16 protein-coding genes and 2 pseudogenes are annotated in these 17,147 nt (G+C 68.4%); 7 read left to right on the forward strand and 11 right to left on the reverse strand.

Annotation, left to right across the window (positions count from 1 at the left end; translation table 11 throughout):
* The first annotated feature begins 9 nt into the window (after nt 1-9).
* Both ACFJGX_RS03330 and ACFJGX_RS03335 read left to right on the forward strand, forming a co-directional pair.
* Nucleotides 10-222 carry an AbrB/MazE/SpoVT family DNA-binding domain-containing protein gene (locus tag ACFJGX_RS03330; RefSeq protein WP_382322720.1) on the forward strand — a complete coding sequence of 71 codons (213 nt, stop codon included), beginning with the start codon at nt 10-12 and terminating at the stop codon, nt 220-222.
* Nucleotides 222-617: a type II toxin-antitoxin system VapC family toxin gene (locus ACFJGX_RS03335; protein ID WP_382327731.1), complete on the forward strand. Its 396-nt coding sequence runs from the start codon at nt 222-224 to the stop codon at nt 615-617. Before ACFJGX_RS03330 ends, ACFJGX_RS03335 begins: the two co-directional genes overlap by 1 nt.
* A gap of 10 nt (nt 618-627) precedes the next feature.
* Here the strand turns inward: ACFJGX_RS03335 and bla are convergent, their stop codons facing one another.
* Complete coding sequence (gene bla / locus ACFJGX_RS03340) at nt 628-1,494, reverse strand: class A beta-lactamase (protein ID WP_382322718.1); 867 nt, start codon at nt 1,492-1,494, stop codon at nt 628-630.
* 103 nt (nt 1,495-1,597) lie between these two features.
* On the opposite strand from bla, the gene ACFJGX_RS03345 reads away from it, so the two are divergent.
* On the forward strand, nt 1,598-2,470 hold the full coding sequence (locus tag ACFJGX_RS03345; protein ID WP_382322717.1) for a LysR family transcriptional regulator: 873 nt from the start codon (nt 1,598-1,600) through the stop codon (nt 2,468-2,470).
* A 9-nt stretch (nt 2,471-2,479) separates the two neighbouring features.
* Here the strand turns inward: ACFJGX_RS03345 and ACFJGX_RS03350 are convergent, their stop codons facing one another.
* The 7 genes and pseudogenes from ACFJGX_RS03350 to ACFJGX_RS03380 form a co-directional block, all read right to left on the reverse strand.
* On the reverse strand, nt 2,480-2,947 hold the full coding sequence (locus tag ACFJGX_RS03350) for a DUF1348 family protein (protein WP_382322716.1): 468 nt from the start codon (nt 2,945-2,947) through the stop codon (nt 2,480-2,482).
* Nucleotides 2,947-3,390, reverse strand: a complete 444-nt coding sequence (gene cynS / locus ACFJGX_RS03355) for a cyanase (RefSeq protein WP_382322715.1) — start codon at nt 3,388-3,390, stop codon at nt 2,947-2,949. Before cynS ends, ACFJGX_RS03350 begins: the two co-directional genes overlap by 1 nt.
* 129 nt (nt 3,391-3,519) lie before the next feature.
* A complete protein-coding gene (locus ACFJGX_RS03360; protein WP_382163422.1) occupies nt 3,520-4,392 on the reverse strand; it encodes an ABC transporter ATP-binding protein in 873 nt (290 codons plus the stop codon).
* Nucleotides 4,382-5,245: a nitrate ABC transporter permease gene (gene ntrB / locus ACFJGX_RS03365; RefSeq protein ID WP_382163424.1), complete on the reverse strand. Its 864-nt coding sequence runs from the start codon at nt 5,243-5,245 to the stop codon at nt 4,382-4,384. The genes ACFJGX_RS03360 and ntrB overlap by 11 nt, the downstream gene beginning before the upstream one ends.
* Before the next feature lie 2 nt (nt 5,246-5,247).
* Nucleotides 5,248-6,666, reverse strand: a pseudogene (locus ACFJGX_RS03370) (CmpA/NrtA family ABC transporter substrate-binding protein).
* Nucleotides 6,667-6,833: 167 nt separating this feature from the next.
* Nucleotides 6,834-7,496, reverse strand: a pseudogene (locus tag ACFJGX_RS03375) (response regulator); the annotation flags it as partial.
* Nucleotides 7,493-8,710, reverse strand: a complete 1,218-nt coding sequence (locus ACFJGX_RS03380) for a PAS domain S-box protein (RefSeq protein WP_382322714.1) — start codon at nt 8,708-8,710, stop codon at nt 7,493-7,495. The pseudogene ACFJGX_RS03375 and the gene ACFJGX_RS03380, both read right to left, overlap by 4 nt.
* 97 nt (nt 8,711-8,807) lie before the next feature.
* On the opposite strand from ACFJGX_RS03380, the gene ACFJGX_RS03385 reads away from it, so the two are divergent.
* The gene (locus ACFJGX_RS03385) at nt 8,808-9,401 is read left to right on the forward strand and encodes a cyclic nucleotide-binding domain-containing protein (RefSeq protein WP_382322713.1); all 594 of its coding nucleotides are present in this window, start codon (nt 8,808-8,810) and stop codon (nt 9,399-9,401) included.
* Nucleotides 9,402-9,405: 4 nt separating this feature from the next.
* Here ACFJGX_RS03385 and ACFJGX_RS03390 read toward each other — a convergent pair whose 3' ends face one another.
* Complete coding sequence (locus ACFJGX_RS03390; RefSeq protein WP_382322712.1) at nt 9,406-10,353, reverse strand: TerC family protein; 948 nt, start codon at nt 10,351-10,353, stop codon at nt 9,406-9,408.
* Between the two features lie 216 nt (nt 10,354-10,569).
* Entirely contained in the window at nt 10,570-11,616 is a 1,047-nt protein-coding gene (locus ACFJGX_RS03395) for a homocysteine S-methyltransferase family protein (RefSeq protein ID WP_382322711.1), read from the reverse strand.
* 81 nt (nt 11,617-11,697) lie between these two features.
* On the opposite strand from ACFJGX_RS03395, the gene ACFJGX_RS03400 reads away from it, so the two are divergent.
* The 3 genes from ACFJGX_RS03400 to ACFJGX_RS03410 all read left to right on the forward strand — a co-directional run bounded on the left by ACFJGX_RS03400 (nt 11,698) and on the right by ACFJGX_RS03410 (nt 14,563).
* Nucleotides 11,698-12,117 carry a rhodanese-like domain-containing protein gene (locus ACFJGX_RS03400; RefSeq protein ID WP_382163436.1) on the forward strand — a complete coding sequence of 140 codons (420 nt, stop codon included), beginning with the start codon at nt 11,698-11,700 and terminating at the stop codon, nt 12,115-12,117.
* 5 nt (nt 12,118-12,122) lie between these two features.
* Complete coding sequence (recQ, locus tag ACFJGX_RS03405; RefSeq protein ID WP_382327733.1) at nt 12,123-14,018, forward strand: DNA helicase RecQ; 1,896 nt, start codon at nt 12,123-12,125, stop codon at nt 14,016-14,018.
* Between the two features lie 194 nt (nt 14,019-14,212).
* Entirely contained in the window at nt 14,213-14,563 is a 351-nt protein-coding gene (locus ACFJGX_RS03410; RefSeq protein ID WP_291120422.1) for a hypothetical protein, read from the forward strand.
* A 129-nt stretch (nt 14,564-14,692) separates the two neighbouring features.
* Here the strand turns inward: ACFJGX_RS03410 and ACFJGX_RS03415 are convergent, their stop codons facing one another.
* A complete protein-coding gene (locus tag ACFJGX_RS03415; RefSeq protein ID WP_382163792.1) occupies nt 14,693-16,960 on the reverse strand; it encodes an ATP-binding protein in 2,268 nt (755 codons plus the stop codon).
* Between the last annotated feature and the right edge of the window lie 187 nt (nt 16,961-17,147).

Below are 17,147 nucleotides of genomic sequence, written 5' to 3' on the forward strand. Positions count from 1 at the left end.
GAGCCAGACATGTCTGCCACCGCCACGCTTTCCAGCAAGTTCCAGATTTCCATTCCCAAGGCCGTTCGAGACGAGTTGCATTGGGAAGCCGGTCAGGAGTTCGTGTTCATCCCCAAGAACAAGGGTGTGCTGGTCATGCCCGTGCCTGAGCTTCAGGAACTCGCGGGCATCGCCAAGGGCGCTCGCAAAGATGGCTACCGCGACCGCAAGGACCGCTACTGATGGCCGCGCCCTTGCGGGTGATCGACACCTCCGCCTGGATCGAGTGGTTGGTTGCCTCGCCGATCGGCAAGAAGCTGGAGAAGGAAATCCCGGTCAAAGATTTGTGTATCGTGCCCACCATCGTGCAACTGGAGTTGTCCAAATGGTTGTGGCGCGAACTCGGCGAGTCGCAGGCCGATCAGGTGGTGGCCTACACCATGAAATGCCAGGTGATGCCGTTGGACACCGCCACCGCTCTGCTGGCCGCCGATCTGCATCGGCAGCACAAGCTGGCCACAGCCGACGCCATCGTGTATGCCACCGCCGTGCAACAACGGGCTGAGTTGCTCACCTGCGATGCCCACTTTGAAGGTCTCCCCGGCGTGGTGCTGTTTCCAAAGTCACAGCCCCACTGAACCTGCGTCGTCACAGCCGAGCCAACAGCCGCCCCACACCCGCCAGCGCCGCCTCCCGCGTCGCGCCGTCGGTGGCGCTCTCGGCGAGGTAGGCGGTCACGATCACCGGCGCGCGCTGTGGCGGGAAGGCGATGCCGATGTCGTTGGCGTCATCGCCGGCGGTGCCGGTTTTTTCGCCCACTTGCCAGCCCGCCGGCAGCCCGGCCCGCAGGCGCTTGCCGCCGGTGGTGTTGGCCAGCAGCCATTGCAGCAGCCGAGCGCGCGAGGCCGGCGCCAGCGCGTCGCCCACCAGCAGCGCGCGCAGCGTGTGCGCCATGGCGCGCGGCGTGGTGGTGTCCAGGGGCTCTCCACTCGCGGCTCGGCGGTTCAGCTCGGGCTCGGTGCGGTCCAGCCGGGTCACGCGGTCGCCGAGCCGGCGCGCGTAGGCGGTGAGCGCGGCCGGGCCGCCGTAGCTGGCCAGGATGAGGTTGGCGGCGGTGTTGTCGCTGGTGGTGATGGTGGCTTCGCACAGCTGCGCCAGGCTCAGGCCCTCGCCACCCACGTGGCGCTCGGTCACGGGCGACCACGACACGAGGTCCTGCCGGCGGTAACGGATGCGCCGCTCCAGCGACTCTTCGCCCCGGTCCGCCCGGTCCAGCACCAGCGCGCTGGCCAGCAACTTGAACGAACTGAGCATCAGAAAACGCTCGTCCGCGCGCCAGCCGTGTTCGCGCCCGGTGGCGGTGTCGATGAGGTGCACGCCCAGGCGGCCCCGGGCGGTGGCCTCGATCTCGCGCAGGGCGTCCTGCAGCGCGCCGGTGTCGGCCCAAGTATTTCCGTGGATCAGGCCCAGCAGGGTGGCGCCGGAGGCCAGGCAGAAGGTGCGTCGGTCGGTCATGGTGGTTCCTCGTGAATCAGGCCTGCATCGTAGGCAGGACGGCCATCCCGTTCAAACGGGAATAATCGAGGCCACACCACGGAAAAACTTGGGGATTAAAGCCATGGACCTGCCACTCAACGCCCTGCGCGCCTTCGAGGTGTCGGCGCGCCACCTGAGCTTCACGCGCGCCGCGCAGGAGTTGAACCTCACGCAGACCGCCGTGAGCCAGCATGTGAAGAACCTGGAGCAGCGCCTGGGCAAGCCGCTGTTCCGGCGCGTGCCACGCGGCCTGGCGCTGACCGACGAGGGCATGGCCCTGTTGCCCACGCTGGTGGACGCGTTCGCGCGCGTCTCGGCCACGCTGGAGAGCTTCAAGGGCGCGCACAAGCGCGAGGTGCTGTCGGTGGGCGCGGTGGGCACCTTCGCGGTGGGCTGGCTGCTGCCGCGCCTGCGCGACTTCCAGGCGCGCCACCCCTTCGTGGAGCTGCGGCTGTTCACGCACAACAACCGCATCGACCTCGCGGCCGAGGGCCTGGACTGCGCGATCCGCTTCGGCGACGGCCAGTGGCCCGGCCTGCAGACGCGGCACCTGCTGGCCGCGCCGCTGGCGCCGGTGGGTGCGCCGGCCCTGGCGCACCGCATCCGCGCGGTGGCCGACCTGGGGCGCGAGACGCTGCTGCGCTCCTACCGCTCGGACGAGTGGGCGCAGTGGTTCGAGGCAGTGGGCGGGCGCGCGCCGCTGCTCACCGGGCCGATGTTCGACTCTTCGCTGGTGCTGGCCGATGCCGCCGCCCAGGGCGCGGGCGTGGCCCTGCTGCCGGTGTCGCTGTTCACCCGCGACCTGCAGAGCGGGCGGCTGGTGCGCCTGTTCGAGGCCGAGGTGGACGTGGGCGGCTACTGGCTCACGCGCCTGAAGACGCGGCGCAAGAGCGCGGCCATGAAGGCCTTCCAGGACTGGCTGGAGCTGCAGGCCCCCGGAACACCCGCGGCCTGAGGGCCGCGCTCACAGCCCGAGCGCGCTCAGCCCCGGGTGGTCGTCGGGCCGCCGGCCGAGCGGCCAGTGGAACAGCCGCTCGCTCTCGTGGATCGGCCGGTCGTTGATGCTGGCGTGGCGCTGTTCCATGTAGCCCAGGTCGTTGAACTGCCAGTTCTCGTTGCCGTGCGAGCGGAACCAGTGGCCCGAGTCGTCGCGCCATTCGTAGACGAAGCGCACCGCGATGCGGTTCGCCTCGAAGGCCCACAGCTCCTTGATGAGCCGGTAGTCCAGCTCCTTCGCCCACTTGCGCACCAGGAAGGCGTGCACCGCGTCGCGGCCCACCGGGAACTCGGCGCGGTTGCGCCAGCGCGTGTCCTCGGTGTAGACCTTGACGACGCGGTCGGGGTCGCGCGAATTCCACGCGTCCTCGGCCAGACGCACCTTCTCGACGGCCGACTCGCGCGTGAACGGTGGCAGCGGCGGGCGCGGTTCCATCAGTACTGCTTGTACGGGAGGAACTTGCCCGAGAGCACCACGTTCACGCGGTCGCCTTTCGGATCGGCCTGGCGCTCGATGTCCATGCTGAAGTCGATCGCGCTCATGATGCCGTCGCCGAACTCCTCGTGGATCAGCTCCTTGATGGTGGTGCCGTAGACGCTGACGATCTCGTACCAGCGGTAGATCAGCGGATCGGTCGGCACGGGCGTGAGCAGCGAGCCCTTGTAGGGCACGACCTGCAGCCACTTCTGCTCTTCCACCGAGAGGCCGAAGATCTTGCCCACCACCTTGGCCTGGGCGGGCGAGGCGGTCATCTGGCCCAGGCACAGCGCCGTGGTCCATTCCTTGGACTGGCCCACCTTCTTGGCCACGTCGGCCCAGCTGATGCCTTTGGACACCTTGGTGGAAATGATCTTTTCGGTGACGTCGAGTCGGTTCATGTGTTGCCTCTTGTTGATGAAACGGTTGAGTGAAAGGGGTCGATCCAGGGACACCGCGGGTCCGGCTCCGCCGGCCCCAGGTGTCCCCCCCTCTCTGAGGGGGGAGGCGCCGAAGGCGACGCGGGGGGTTCAATGGGCTCGCGCACGCGAGACCAAGAAATCGACGATGTGGTTGCGCAGGTCGTAATAACCATCCAGGTGGTGCAGCTGCGCGCGCGTGCGGCTGCGCGGCAGCGGGTTGACCACCACCTCGGCCATGCCGCCGGGCACGTAGCCGTTGGCGCCTTCGCTGCCGTTGCTCATGAGCAGGATGCGGTCGGCCAGCAGGATGGCCTCGTCCACGTCGTGCGTGATCATGAAGACGGTCTGCCGCGTCTCGCGCACGATGCCCATGAGCTCGTCCTGGATGGTGCCGCGCGTGAGCGCGTCCAGCGCGCCGAAGGGTTCGTCGAGCAGCAGCATCTTGGGCTGGATGGCGAAGGCGCGCGCGATGCCCACGCGCTGCTTCATGCCGCCCGAGAGCTGGCTGGGCTTCTTGTCGATGGCCGGGCTCAGGCCCACGAGCGCGACGAACTTTTCGACGTGGGCGTTGAGGTCGGCGCGCGGCATGTCGGGCCAGCGCGACTTCACCGCGAAGGCGATGTTCTGCCGCACCGTGAGCCAGGGCATGAGCGCGTGGCTCTGGAACACCACGCCGCGCTCCAGGCTGGGGCCGGCGATCTCGCGGCCGTCCATGAAGCAGTGGCCCGAGCTCGCGGTGTCCAGGCCCGCGAGCACGTTGAGGATGGTGGTCTTGCCGCAGCCGCTGTGGCCGATGATGCAGACGAACTCGCCCTTGTCGATGGCGAAGGACACGTCGGCGAACACCGGCTTGTCGGCCTGGTAGGCCTTGGCGAGGTTTTCAACCTGGAGGAAACCGGTCATCTTGGGGGCTTTCGTTGGGGCCGGTGCGGCGGGCTGGGCGGCCACCGCGCCTTCGCGCACGCTGGACTCACTCCACATAGGTCACCGCCTTCTGGAGCTGGGCGAACATCAGGTCGAGCAGCATGCCGACCACGCCGATGAGCAGCACGGCGAAGATCACGTTGGTGAGCGAGAGGTTGTTCCACTCGTTCCACACGAAGTAGCCCACGCCGGTGCCGCCGACCAGCATCTCGGCGGCCACGATGACCAGCCAGGCGATGCCCATGCTGATGCGCATGCCGGTGAGGATGGTGGGCGCGGCCGCCGGCAGGATCACCTGGAAGGCCTTGCGGATCGGGTTGACCTCCAGCGTGCTGGCCACGTTGAGCCACTCGCGCTTGACCGAGGCCACGCCGAAAGCGGTGTTGATCAGCATGGGCCAGACCGAGCAGATGAAGATGACGAAGATGCCGCTGACGTCCGAGTCCTTGAGCGTGTAGAGCGCCAGCGGCATCCAGGCCAGCGGGCTGATGGGTTTGAGCACCTGCACGAAGGGGTCGAAGGCCTTGCGCATCAGCGGCGACATGCCGATGAGAAAGCCCAGCGGGATCGCCACGGCCATCGCCAGCACGAAGCCCAGGCCCACGCGCGCCAGCGAGTGCGCGAGCTGGATGCCGATGCCCTTGTCGTTCGGGCCCTTGTCGTAGAACGGGTCGGCCAGCTGCGCCCAGCTCGCCTTCGCCACCTCGATCGGCGGCGGGAAGCCGGTGCTCTTGGCCGCGCCGGGATCCTTGCCCATCATCTTGGCGTACTCGATCTCCTCGGCCGTCATGCCGGCCGAAGAACCGCCGATGCTGGGCCCGCTGGTGGAGAGCTGCCAGGCGCCGATGAAGACGGCGAACAGCAGCAGGGAGACCAGCGCGGCGCGCAGGTTGAGGCTCGCGACTTTCATGCTCAGGCCGCCTTCTGGATCGCGAAGCTCTTCAGGTACTCGGCGGGTTTGGCCGGGTCGAACACCTTGCCCATGATGGTGTGCTTGGCATAACCCGGGCCGGCCGCGAAGGGCTGGCCGAGTTCCTTCATGTGCTTGCGCGCGTCGGTGATGAGGAAAACCTTCTCGGCGATCTGCTGGTAGTTCACCTCGCCCTTGATGTAGCCCCAGCGCTGCATCTGCGTGAGCATCCACACCGCCATGCTCTGCCAGGGCATGGGGTCGAAGTCGGCGCGGTCGGGCACGGTCTGGATCTTGCCCAGGCCGTCGGCGAAGCGGCCGGTGAGCACTTGCGTGAGCACGGCCTCGGGCTGGTTGAGGTACTGGCTGGGCGCGATCACCTTGGCGATGAGCTCGCGGTTCTTCGGGTCGCGCGCCATGGCGGCCGAGGTGAGCACCGCGCGGTAGAGCGCGGCGAAGGTGTTGGGGTTCTTCTGGATGAACTCGGTGCTGGTGCCGAAGGCGCAGCAGGGGTGGCCGTTCCAGAGGTCCTTGGTGAGCACGTGGATGAAACCGACCTCGTCGAACACCGCGCGCTGGTTGAAGGGGTCGGGGCCGAGGAAGCCGTCGATGTTGCCCGCGCGCAGGTTCGCCACCATCTCGGCCGGCGGGATCACGCGCAGCTGCACGTCGGTGTCGGGGTTCAGGCCGGCTTCGGCCAGGTAGTAGCGCAGCAGGAAGTTGTGGATCGAGTAGTCGAACGGAATGCCGAACTTGAAGCCCTTCCAGTTCTTCGGGTCGCGGTTGTCCTTGTGCTTCAGGCTCAGCGTGATGGCCTGGCCGTTGATGTTCTGGATGGTGCGCCACGTTCATCGGCGTGGCGTTGCTGCCCAGGCCGAGCGAGATGCCAGCGGCATGGGCGAGAGGAAGTGCGAGGCGTCGTACTCCTTGTTGATCATCTTGTCGCGCACCAGGGCCCAGCCCGCCGTCTTGGTGACTTCGACGTTGAGGCCCTGCTTGCTGTAGAAGCCCAGCGGGTGGGCCATGATCAGCGGCGTGGCGCAGGTGATGGGGATGAAGCCGACCTTGAGGTTGGTCTTCTCCAGCGTGCCTTTCTTGGTGCCGGCCTCCTGCGCCAGGGCTTGCAGGCTGGTCACCGGCAGCACGCTGGCGATGGCGGCCATGGCCGTGCCCTTGCCCACCGCGCGCAGGAAGCGGCGGCGCATCTCGTCCTGCGGGAACAGCGCCTTGACCAGGGTGGCCTCGATGAACTCGTTGCTGTAGGCCTCGAACTCGGCGGTCTCGCTGCGCCGGCGCAGTTCGATGGCGGCGCTGTCGGCGGCCACCTCGGCGTGGTGGTCGGCCACGGTGTGCTCGCGCCCGCAGCTGCACTTCATCATGAGCGGACGATCGGCGTTGTAGGGATCGAAGAAGTCGGACATGGCGCACCTCGTGTGTTGAAGACGAGGGGCTCTTTGCAAGCACCGGGCCAGAAGCCGGGTGCCGCGCGCTGCGTGGCGCAAGTCGTGCCGCGCCGACCGACGCGGTGTAGGGCTAGCCCTACAAAACGCGGCCTTTCAGGCGATCTCAGGCGCTTTTCGGGCGCGCGCGCGTGGCGTTCGGCGTAGAGCGCGAGTTCCACGTCGTTCTTCGCGCCGGTCTTTTCGAGCACGCGCGCACGGTAAGTGCTCACGGTGTTGGGTGCCAGGCCGAGCTGTGCACCAATTTCGCTCACGGTGCGGCCCTGGGTGAGCAGGCGGTAAACCTGGTACTCGCGGTGCGAGAGCGCCTCGGGCCCGCCCTGCGCGCCCGCGCTGCCCACGGCGGCGGCCAGCGCCTCGGCCGTGGCCTGGCTCACGAACACCGCGCCGCCGGCGGCCTTGCGCACGGCGGCGAGCATGTCGTCGGGGTCGGCGCTCTTGTTCAGGTAGCCGCAGGCACCCAGGCGGATGCAGCGCACCGCGTACTGCTTCTCGGGGTAGGTGCTGAGCATGAGCACCGGCAGGCGCGGGTGCTCGCGCTTGATGGCCTGCAGCACGTCCAGCCCGTCGAGCCCGGGCATGGCGATGTCGAGCAGCACCAGGTCCAGCCCCAGGCTGCCGCCGAGCTCGCGCACCTGCGCCAGCACGTCCGGCCCGGTCTGGGCCTCGGCCACCACCTGCACATCGGGCGCGTCGGCCAGGATCTGCTTGAGCCCTTCGCGCACGATGCGGTGGTCGTCGCCGATCAGCACGCGGATGGTCTCGGCCAGCAGGTCGAAAGAGGTGTTCATGTCTGTGCCTGTGTCTCCGGGAGCAGCGTCACCGTCAGGCACATGCGGGTGCCCTGGCCTGGTGCGCTCTCTATTTGAATATCGCCACCGAAATGGCGCGCCCGCTCGCGCATGCCCATCACGCCATAGGCATTCGCGGCCTCGAAGGCCTGCGGCGGCGCACCCACGCCATTGTCCTGCACGGTCAGTTGCAGGGCAGTCCCCCGCACGACGATGTGGACACCCAGGCGGTCGGCGTGCGCGTGGCGCCCGACGTTGCTGAGCATCTCCTGGAAGATGCGGAACACCGCCATGGCCAGGGGTTCGGGCGGCTCGGGGGCCTCGGCCACGGCCAGGTGCCAGTCCAGCGCCAGCTCGGCCGACTGCACGAATTCCTGCGCCTGCCACTCCAGCGCGGCCCACAGGCCCTGGTGGTCCAGGATGCTGGGGCGCAGGTCGGTGATGATGCGGCCGACGTTGTCCACCGCGGTCTCGATCAGCCGGCTCATGTTCTGGCACTTGCAGCGCATGCGCTCGCGCATGTCGTGCGCGGCGTCGGCGCTGCGCTGCTCCTGCTCGGACAGGCGCTTGTCCATCCAGTTCACGTCCATCTTGAGCGCCACCAGCAGGCTGCCCAGCTCGTCGTGCACCTCGCGCGCAATGCGGGTGCGCTCGTCCTCGCGCACGGTTTCCGAGCGGGCGGCCAGTTCACGCACCTGCTTCAATGCGGTGGCCAGCGCGAGCGTGCGCTCACCTACACGCTCTTCCAGCTGGTCTTTGGCGCGCCGCAGGGCGTCGGCGGCGCGCTTGCGCTCGGTGATGTCGACGAAGGTGACGACCGCGCCGCGCACCTCGCCGCCGTCCACGATGGGGTGGCTGGAGTACTCCACCGGGAAGCTGCTGCCGTCGCGGCGCCAGAACACCTCGCTGTCGATGCGGCAGGGCAGGCCCTGGCGGAAGGCGTTGAAGATCGGGCAGTCCTCCACCGGGTAGTGCGCACCATCGGCGTGCGAGTGGTGGGTGAGGTCGTGCATGTTGGAGCCCAGCAGCTCGGCCGGCTCGAAGCCGATCATGCGGGCCCCGGCGTGGTTGATGAACACGCACAGGCCGTCGAGGTCCACGCCGAACACCCCCTCCCCGGTGGAGGCCAGCAGCAGCGCGAGCGGGTCGCGCCAGGCGCCGGTGGTGGCGGGCGCTTCGGGCCGGCTGACGAGGTGGTTGGCGTCCAGGTGCATGGGCCTTACCCAAGCAATCGATGTGCCAAAGCGGTGCATAGCGCCAGAAGGCACGACAATCGCTTGGTTTGCCCACCCCGCCCACCCGTCACCCGCCATGGCCTTGTTCAACACCCTGTTCGGCGCGCGCCCCAACGAGCGCCGCGCCCGCGCGAGCGCTTCGGGCACGGCCCGGCGCGCGGCGGAGCTGCTGCGCTCGGCGAACGCGCTGATCCAGCTCAGCGAGCGCGAGGCGCTCACGGTGGTGGCCTACATGGAGGTGCGGCGCTGCGCCGAGGGTGAGGCCATCATCCGCCAGGGCGACAGCGGGGGCAGCGGTGACGACGGCTTCATGGCGCTGGTGGTGGAAGGCGAGGTCACGGTCGAGGCGCTCAACGTGAGCCGCGTCGACGCCCAGACCGTCAACGTGCTCGGCCCCGGCCACCTGATGGGTGAGATGTCGCTGATGGACGGCGCGGCGCGCTCGGCCACCTGCACCGCCAGCACCGAAGTGCGCTGCGCGGTGCTCACGCGCGATGCGCTGGAGGCGCTGATCGCCGAAGAGCCCGCCACCGCCGCCAAACTGCTCAGCGCCGTGGCGCTGCGCCTGAGCCGGCGCCTGCGCGAGGCCGACAGCAAGCTGCAGCTCTACAGCCAGCTGGTGTTCTCCATGCAGCAGGAGATCGACCGGCTGGTGCCCGACCTGGACTGAAGCGTCAGGCCTTCGCCGTGCGCGCGCTCCAGAGCATGGTGACGGCCAGGATGGACAGCACCACGCCCAGCGCCACCGCGACCGGGATCTTGTAGATGTCGATCAGCAGCATCTTGGTGCCGATGAAGACCAGGATCAGCGCCAGCCCGTAGTTGAGCAGGTGAAAGCGGCTCGCCGCGGCCTGCAGCAGGAAGAACATGGCGCGCAGGCCCAGGATCGCGAACACGTTGCTGGTCAGCACGATGAACGGGTCGCGCGTGACCGCGAAGATGGCCGGGATGGAGTCGACCGCGAAGATCACGTCGGTGAAGCCGACCAGGCAGATCACCATGAGCAGCGGCGTGGCGATGCGCTTGCCGTTCTCCACGGTGAAGAACTTCTCGCCGTCAAAACCCTTGCTCACGGGCAGCACGCGGCGCAGCAGTTTCAGCGCGGGGTTCTCGTCCAGGCTGGGCTCCTGGCCGGCGGCCCACCACATCTTCACGCCGGTGAGCACCAGGAAGGCGCCGAACACGTAGAGGATCCAGTGGAACTGCGCCAGCAGCCAGCCGCCCACCAGGATCATCACGGTGCGCAACACGATCGCGCCCAGGATGCCGATCATGAGCACGCGCTTCTGGAACGCCGCCGGCACGGCGAAGTAGCTGAAGATCAGCAGGAAGACGAAGATGTTGTCGACCGCCAGGCTCTTCTCGATCAGGTAGCCGGTGAGGAATTCGAGCGACTTCTCGGTCGCGATCGCGCTCGAACCGGTGGCGTCCTTCACGGCCCACCAGAACAGGCCGTTGAACAGCAGGCTGAGCGCCACCCAGGCGAACGACCAGTTCAGCGCCTCCTTCACGCCCACGGCGTGCGAGCCCTGCTTCTTGAGCACGACGAAATCCACGAACAGAGCCGCCACGACGAACACGACGAAGACGACCCACAGCCACAGCGGGGCAATGCTTTCCATTGAAAAACCTCAGGTTGGTGTTGAACAAACACCCCAAGGTCTTGTCACCACCGCGCGTGGCGCGGCTCTGGATTCCCGGTGGCCCGCAGGCCACGTAATGACGGAAACCCCGCCCACCGAGGCCCGGCTGGACGCCGGGTGGTGGACTGACTACTCCCCTTGAAGGGAACGGCGATTATGCACGAGGTCCTTCAAACCCCGCGCCGCCGTGGGACTTCAGGCCGCTTCCTTGTAGAAGAAGTCGCGCCGCACGCTGCGCGGCGCCATGGGCTCCACGCTCAGGCGGATCGCCTCGATGTGCTGCGGCGTGGTGCCGCAGCAGCCGCCCACGATGTTGACCAGACCTTCGGCCGCGAACTCGCGCAGCAGGCGGCTGGTGTCGGCCGGCGTCTCGTCGAAGCCGGTGTCGCTCATGGGGTTGGGCAGGCCGGCGTTGGGGTAGCAGCTGATGAAGGTGTCGCCCGCGGCCTTGGCCAGTTCCTGGATGTAGGGGCGCATCAGCGCCGCGCCCAGCGCGCAGTTCAGGCCCACGGCCAGCGGCTGTAGGTGGCGCACGCTGGCCCAGAAGGCGGTCACGGTCTGGCCGCTGAGGATGCGGCCGGAGGCGTCGGTCACGGTGCCGCTGATGATCAGCGGCAGGCGCTGGCCCGACTGCTCGAAGAACTCGTCCACCGCGAACAGCGCGGCCTTGGCGTTGAGCGTGTCGAAGATGGTCTCGACCAGCAGCACGTCGGCCCCGCCCTCGACCAGGGCCTCGATCTGCTCCAGGTAGGCCGCGCGCAGCTGCTCGAAGGTGACGTTGCGCGCGCCGGCGTCGTTCACGTCGGGGCTGATGCTCGCGGTCTTGGGCGTGGGGCCCAGGGCGCCGGCCACGAAGCGCGGCTTGTCGGGCGTGCTGAACTTGTCGCAGGCCTCGCGGGCGAGGCGGGCCGAGGCCAGGTTCATCTCGCGCGCGAGGTGGCCCATCTCGTAGTCGTCCTGCGCGATGGTGGTGGCGCCGAAGGTGTTGGTCTCGATCAGGTCGGCGCCGGCGGCGAGGTAACCCTCGTGGATGTCGCGGATCACGTCCGGGCGCGTGAGGCTGAGCAGCTCGTTGTTGCCCTTGACGTCCTTGTGGAAGTCCTTGAAACGCTCGCCCCGGTACTCGACCTCACCCAGCTTGAAGCGCTGGATCATGGTGCCCATGGCGCCATCGAGGATGGCGATGCGGTGCTTCAGGATCTCGGGCAGCGCCTGGGCGCGGGTGTAGGCAGGGGCGTTCATGCCCTGGATTGTAGGTAGCCTCCCAGGCCCAGGGCCCACGGTCATCCGGGCGGCCCTGCGAATTCCCCGACAATACCCGCCATGAAACACCTCACGCCCCAGCAGGCCTGGGCATGGCTGCAGGCCGAACGCGAGCAGCGCGCGGCCCGTGGCGAAGAGCCCCCGCTGTTTGTCGACGTGCGCATGGAGATCGAGTCGCTCTACGTGGGCCGCCCGCCCGGCGTGGAGAACATTCCCTGGTACGAATACCCCGACCTCACGCCCGACCCGGCGCGCTTTGCGTCGTCGGTCGAACAGGAGGCCGGCGGCAAGCACCGGCCGATCCTGCTGATCTGCCGCAGCGGCAAACGCACGCTGGACGCGGGCCAGGCCCTGGAGGCCGCCGGCTTCAGCGACGTGGCGCACGTGCTGCACGGCTTCGAGGGCGAACTCAACGACGACTTCAAGCGCTCCAGCCTCAACGGCTGGCGCCACGACGGCCTGCCCTGGGAGCAGATGTAAAACGGATGACCGAAGCCATCGACATCGCCCCCGGCAGCGAAATCCTGGAAACCAGCCTCGGCGTGTTGCACGAGGTGTTCGGCTACGACGCCTTCCGGGGCCCGCAGGCCGACATCGTCTCGCACGTGGGCGCCGGTGGCGACGCGCTGGTGCTCATGCCCACGGGTGGCGGCAAGTCGCTGTGTTACCAGGTGCCGGCCATCGTGCGCGAGCGCGCCGGCCAGGGCCTGACCGTGGTGGTCTCGCCGCTGATCGCGCTGATGCACGACCAGGTGGGCGCGCTGATCGAGGCTGGCGTGGCCGCGGCCTTTCTCAACTCCAGCCTGTCGCTGGAAGACGCGCAGCAGGTCGAGAAGCAGATGCTGCGCGGCGAGCTCACCCTGCTCTACGCGGCGCCCGAGCGCCTGACCACGCCGCGTTTCCTGGCCCTGCTGGACTCGCTGCACGAGCGCGGCAAGCTCAGCCTGTTCGCGATCGACGAAGCGCATTGCGTGAGCCAGTGGGGCCACGACTTCCGCCCCGAGTACCGCGCCCTGGTGGTGCTGCACGAGCGCTACGCCGGCGTGCCGCGCGTGGCCCTGACGGCCACCGCCGACGACCTCACGCGCGCCGACATCGTCGAGCGCCTGCAGCTGCAGGAAGCGCGCACCTTCATCAGCAGCTTCGACCGGCCCAACATCCGCTACCAGCTGGTGGAGAAGAAGGACGCCACAACCCAGCTGCAGCGCTTCATCCGCGACGAGCACACCGGTGCCGACGGTCACGACGCCGGCATCGTCTACTGCCAGTCGCGCCGCCGGGTCGAGGAAGCTGCCACGATGCTGTGCGAGGCCGGCTTCAACGCGCTGCCCTATCACGCGGGCCTGGACGCGGCCGTGCGCCAGCGCCACCAGGACCGCTTCCTGCGCGAGGAGGGCCTGATCATGGTGGCCACGATCGCCTTCGGCATGGGCATCGACAAGCCCGACGTGCGCTTCGTGGCCCACCTGGACATGCCCAAGAACATCGAGGGCTACTACCAGGAGACCGGCCGCGCGGGCCGCGACGGCGAGCCCGCCAACGCCTGGATGGCCTACGGCCTGCAGGACGTGGTGAACCAGCGCCGCATGATCGACGAAAGTCCGGCGGCGGACGAATTCAAGCAGGTGCTGCGCGGCAAGCTCGACGCGCTGCTCACGCTGGCCGAAGCCAGCGACTGCCGGCGCGTGCGCCTGCTGTCGTACTTCGGCGAAGCCAGCCAGCCTTGCGGCAACTGCGACAACTGCCTCACGCCGCCCGAGCTGCACGACGCGACCGAATCGGCGCGCAAGCTGCTCTCGTGCATCTACCGCGTTCAGCAGGCCAGCGGCACCGCCTTCGGTGCCGGCCACATCATGGACATCCTGCGCGGCAAGGCCACCGACAAGGTCAAGCAGTACGGCCACGAGAAGCTGTCCACCTTCGGCATCGGCGCCGACCTCTCCGAAACCCAGTGGCGCGCGCTGCTGCGTCAGCTGATCGCGCGCGAGGCGGTGCAGGTGCACGACGCGCCCTACAACACCCTGCACCTGGCCGACGCGGCGCGCGACATCCTCAAGGGCCAGAGCCCGGTGTGGCTCAAGTCGCTGGCGGACAAGGCCACCAGCTCGGCGCGCAGCGGCCGGCAACGCGCTTCGCGCGCCACCGCCAAGGACGATGGCGTGCCGCTCAGCCTGTCCGAACGCGAATGCCTGGAGGCCCTCAAGGCCTGGCGCGCGGGCGTGGCGCGCGAGCACAACCTGCCGGCCTTCGTGATCTTCCACGACGCGACCCTGCGCGCGATCGCCGGCCGCAAACCCGAAACCCTGGCCGATCTGGACGGCATTGCCGGCATCGGCCAGAAAAGCGCGAAGCCTACGGCTCGGACGTGCTTCGGGTCGTGAGTGCTTTCGTCTGATGCCAGCCGGGCGCTTTCCCGGCCTTTGATTACCTAGGTTCTAGACCCTCAACCGCCTGTCGGCGCACCGCCTGTCGGGCCCCGCTGCCGCTCAAGCTTGCGCCTGCCGCGCCGATGTTTCAGATGTAGCCGGAGGACTTCTTGTCCCCTCGGCCTGAGACCCACGAAACGGAGCGCGTCATGTTTTTCAGGTTGCCATGGTTTGGCAAATCCCGGCAGGTACAGCCGCAGTACCACGACACCCAGGTGCTGGAACTGGATTTTCTGGTTGACGAGTTCCATGAAGCCATGGCCGACATCAAGGACCCGGTGCGCCAGCGCGTGCACGCCGCGCTGATGTCCTGCCAGACGCCCAAGGATCTCTGGTTCCTGCGCAGCAAGCTGTTCAGCCTGATTTCCAAGCACCACTGCGAAAGCGTGGCGAACAGCCGCGTCGCCCGGCTCGACCAGAAACTGCGCTTCTTCGTCTCCAACCACCCCGAGTACTCGGCGGACGACCTGCCCAGCGGCCCGATGGCCTTGTTGCACTGACCATCCCCCCTGCGCCGCCTGCGGCGTCACCCCCAGGGGCGGCGGCAGCGGCCCGGCAAAGCCGGTTCCGCGCTGCCACTGGATAAGAAAAGGCCACCTTCGGGTGGCCTTTTCTTTTGCCTCGTTCGATCAGTGCACGAAGCCGATGCCCCTGGCCTCGCGCACTTCGGGCTTGATGCGGTGCTCGGCCTCCAGCTGGGCCATGAACTCCTCGGGGGCCAGCGCTTCGGCCAGGATCTCCACCTGGCGCTTCACGGCCGCGAAGTCGCCCGGGCAGAGCTGCTCCAGCTTGGCCAGCCGGGCGGCCAAGCCCGCGTCCAGGCGCGTGGCATCGCCCTCCAGGGCCTCCACCACGAACATGGTCTCGCGCTGCCTCGCCGTGAGCGGCTTGAAACGGATCTTGAAGGTGAAGCGCCGCAGTGCCGCCTGATCGATGCTGTCCATCAGGTTGGTGGTGCAGATGAAGATGCCGGCGAAGCGCTCCATGCCCTGCAGCATCTCGTTGACCTCGGTCACCTCGTAGGTGCGCTGCGCGCCGCGCCGGTCCTGCAGGAAGCTGTCGGCCTCGTCGAGCAGCAGCACCGCCTTCTCGGCCTCGGCCTCACGGAACATGGCCGCCATCTGCTGCTCGGTCTCGCCCACGAACTTGCTCACCAGGTCGCTCGCGCGGCGGATCATCAGCGGGCGGTCCAGCTGCTGGGCCATGTGCTCGGCCAGCGCGGTCTTGCCGGTGCCGGGCGCGCCGTGGAAACACAGGCAGCCATGGCCGCGCGCCTTGAGCGCGGCGATCACGCGCGGCAGTTCGTAGCGCGATTCGACGTTGAGCATGTCCAGGCTGTACTGCGTGGCGCTGGGCCGCTGCACCAGGTCGGGCTTGCGGCCCAGGGCCAGGTCGGCGTTCTTGAGCTGGCGCTCGATCAGTTCGTCGAGCACGGGCGCGGCCGCCTCGGCCGCCCGCGCCTTGCTGCCGCGCTTGGGCGCGGGCTGGCCCGCCAGCTGCGCGAAGCGCAGCGCGGTGCGGATCTGCGCGGGCGTGAGGCCCTTGCGTTCGGTCAGTCGCGCCACCAGGCCATCGGACACCGGCGCGCCTTCCAGCGTCTTGCGCACCAGCTGCTCGCGCGCGCCGGGCGGCGGGCTCTTGAGTTCGAGGTGGTAGGCAAAGCGGCGGCGGAAGGCCGGGTCGATCTGCTCGATGCGGTTGGTCACCCACAGCGTGGGCACGGCGTTGGTCTCCAGGATCTGGTTGACCCAGGCCTTGCCGCTGACGCTGCCGGTGTGCGCGGCCGCCACGTGTTCGGCGCGCGCCATGATCTGCGCCGCCTCGCTGGAGATCGGCGGGAACACGTCTTCCACCTCGTCGAACAGCAGCGCCGAGTGCGCCGTGCCCTTGAGGAACACCTGCGCGATCTGCAGCGAGCGGTAGCGGTCGCGGCCCGAGAGCGCGTTGCCGTCGCGGTCGGCGTACTCCACCTCGAAGAGTTCCAGGCCGGCGGCCTGCGCCACCACGCGCGCGAGTTCGGTCTTGCCGGTGCCGGGCGGACCGTACATCAGCACGTTCACACCCGGCTCCTTGCGCGCCACGGCCTCGCGCAGCAGGCCGCAGAGCAGGCGCACGTCTTCGCCCACATAGTCGAAGTCTTTCGCGGTCAGCGCCGAGCGCGCGGCCGGCCGGGTGAACACGGCCATGAGCTCGCTTTGCGTGCGGTACTCACGCATCAGCACCGGTGGCAGCTTCTCGCTCACTTTCATGAGGTCGGCCAGGTCGGTGATGTTGTGCTCGGAGATCAGGTTCTCCACCATGCCGATGCGCTCCAGGCGCGAGCCGGCGCGCAGCGCCTCGCCCACCTCGCTGGCCTTCACGCCGGCCACGTCGGCGATGGCCGCGTAGGCCTCGGGCGCGTTGTTGACCTTGAACTCGACCAGGATGGAGCGCAGGTCGCGCTGGTAGCGCGCGAGCGTGCCGTACAGCAGCAGTGCGCGCTCGGCGCGGTTGAGCTGCAGCAGGCTGGCCAGCGCGTCGATGTTCTTCTCCACCAGCGTGGACTGCTTCTTGAGCGAGTGGCTGAGCCAGTCGCCGGTGACCGCCAGCACCGACAGCAGGTCCTTGGGCGACTCCTTGGCGTACTCGTCCAGGTAGAAGAACAGCGTACCTTCTTCGTACGGACCGCGCCACACGCCGTAGCGCTCCATGAAGGCGTTGGTGGTCAGGCCGTCGTGGCCGCTCCAGAGTTCGTTGTCCTTGCAGCGGCGCTGCAGGAACTCGCGCAGGCGCAGCAGCACGGTGTGGGGCCACACCAGGTGGCGGCCGGCGAGCGAGAGCAAGGTGTTGAGGTCGCGCCGCACGTTGAAGCGCGGGCCCTGGCGCGCGGCCAGCGTGAGCACGAAATGCGAGCACATGAGGTCGAGCACGGGCGCCTGGCGCAGGCCATGGGGCACGAAAACGCGCCCCTCGCCCGCGAGAGGGGCACGGCCTTCGCGTGCATCGAGTACGGTGCGGGCCGCCGATGCAGCGGACTGCAGCGAGCGCTTGGTCATCCAGACACCTCCAGAAATGCCTTCCCGTGACGCCATGCCAGGGGAGCCG

The organism is Hydrogenophaga sp. UC242_50 (assembly GCF_042697355.1).
GTDB lineage: Bacteria > Pseudomonadota > Gammaproteobacteria > Burkholderiales > Burkholderiaceae_C > Hydrogenophaga.

Bases quoted from the DNA above. Each gene is read 5' to 3' on its own strand.
- bla (WP_382322718.1), bottom strand. From the start codon at position 1,494: ATGACCGACCGACGCACCTTCTGCCTGGCCTCCGGCGCCACCCTGCTG.
- ACFJGX_RS03335 (WP_382327731.1), top strand. From the start codon at position 222: ATGGCCGCGCCCTTGCGGGTGATCGACACCTCCGCCTGGATCGAGTGG.
- ACFJGX_RS03400 (WP_382163436.1), top strand. From the start codon at position 11,698: ATGAAACACCTCACGCCCCAGCAGGCCTGGGCATGGCTGCAGGCCGAA.
- ACFJGX_RS03390 (WP_382322712.1), bottom strand. From the start codon at position 10,353: ATGGAAAGCATTGCCCCGCTGTGGCTGTGGGTCGTCTTCGTCGTGTTC.
- ACFJGX_RS03380 (WP_382322714.1), bottom strand. From the start codon at position 8,710: ATGCACCTGGACGCCAACCACCTCGTCAGCCGGCCCGAAGCGCCCGCC.
- ACFJGX_RS03395 (WP_382322711.1), bottom strand. From the start codon at position 11,616: ATGAACGCCCCTGCCTACACCCGCGCCCAGGCGCTGCCCGAGATCCTG.
- ACFJGX_RS03415 (WP_382163792.1), bottom strand. From the start codon at position 16,960: ATGTGCTCGCATTTCGTGCTCACGCTGGCCGCGCGCCAGGGCCCGCGC.
- ntrB (WP_382163424.1), bottom strand. From the start codon at position 5,245: ATGAAAGTCGCGAGCCTCAACCTGCGCGCCGCGCTGGTCTCCCTGCTG.
- ACFJGX_RS03410 (WP_291120422.1), top strand. From the start codon at position 14,213: ATGTTTTTCAGGTTGCCATGGTTTGGCAAATCCCGGCAGGTACAGCCG.
- ACFJGX_RS03360 (WP_382163422.1), bottom strand. From the start codon at position 4,392: ATGTGGAGTGAGTCCAGCGTGCGCGAAGGCGCGGTGGCCGCCCAGCCC.
- recQ (WP_382327733.1), top strand. From the start codon at position 12,123: ATGACCGAAGCCATCGACATCGCCCCCGGCAGCGAAATCCTGGAAACC.
- ACFJGX_RS03345 (WP_382322717.1), top strand. From the start codon at position 1,598: ATGGACCTGCCACTCAACGCCCTGCGCGCCTTCGAGGTGTCGGCGCGC.
- cynS (WP_382322715.1), bottom strand. From the start codon at position 3,390: ATGAACCGACTCGACGTCACCGAAAAGATCATTTCCACCAAGGTGTCC.
- ACFJGX_RS03350 (WP_382322716.1), bottom strand. From the start codon at position 2,947: ATGGAACCGCGCCCGCCGCTGCCACCGTTCACGCGCGAGTCGGCCGTC.
- ACFJGX_RS03385 (WP_382322713.1), top strand. From the start codon at position 8,808: ATGGCCTTGTTCAACACCCTGTTCGGCGCGCGCCCCAACGAGCGCCGC.
- ACFJGX_RS03330 (WP_382322720.1), top strand. From the start codon at position 10: ATGTCTGCCACCGCCACGCTTTCCAGCAAGTTCCAGATTTCCATTCCC.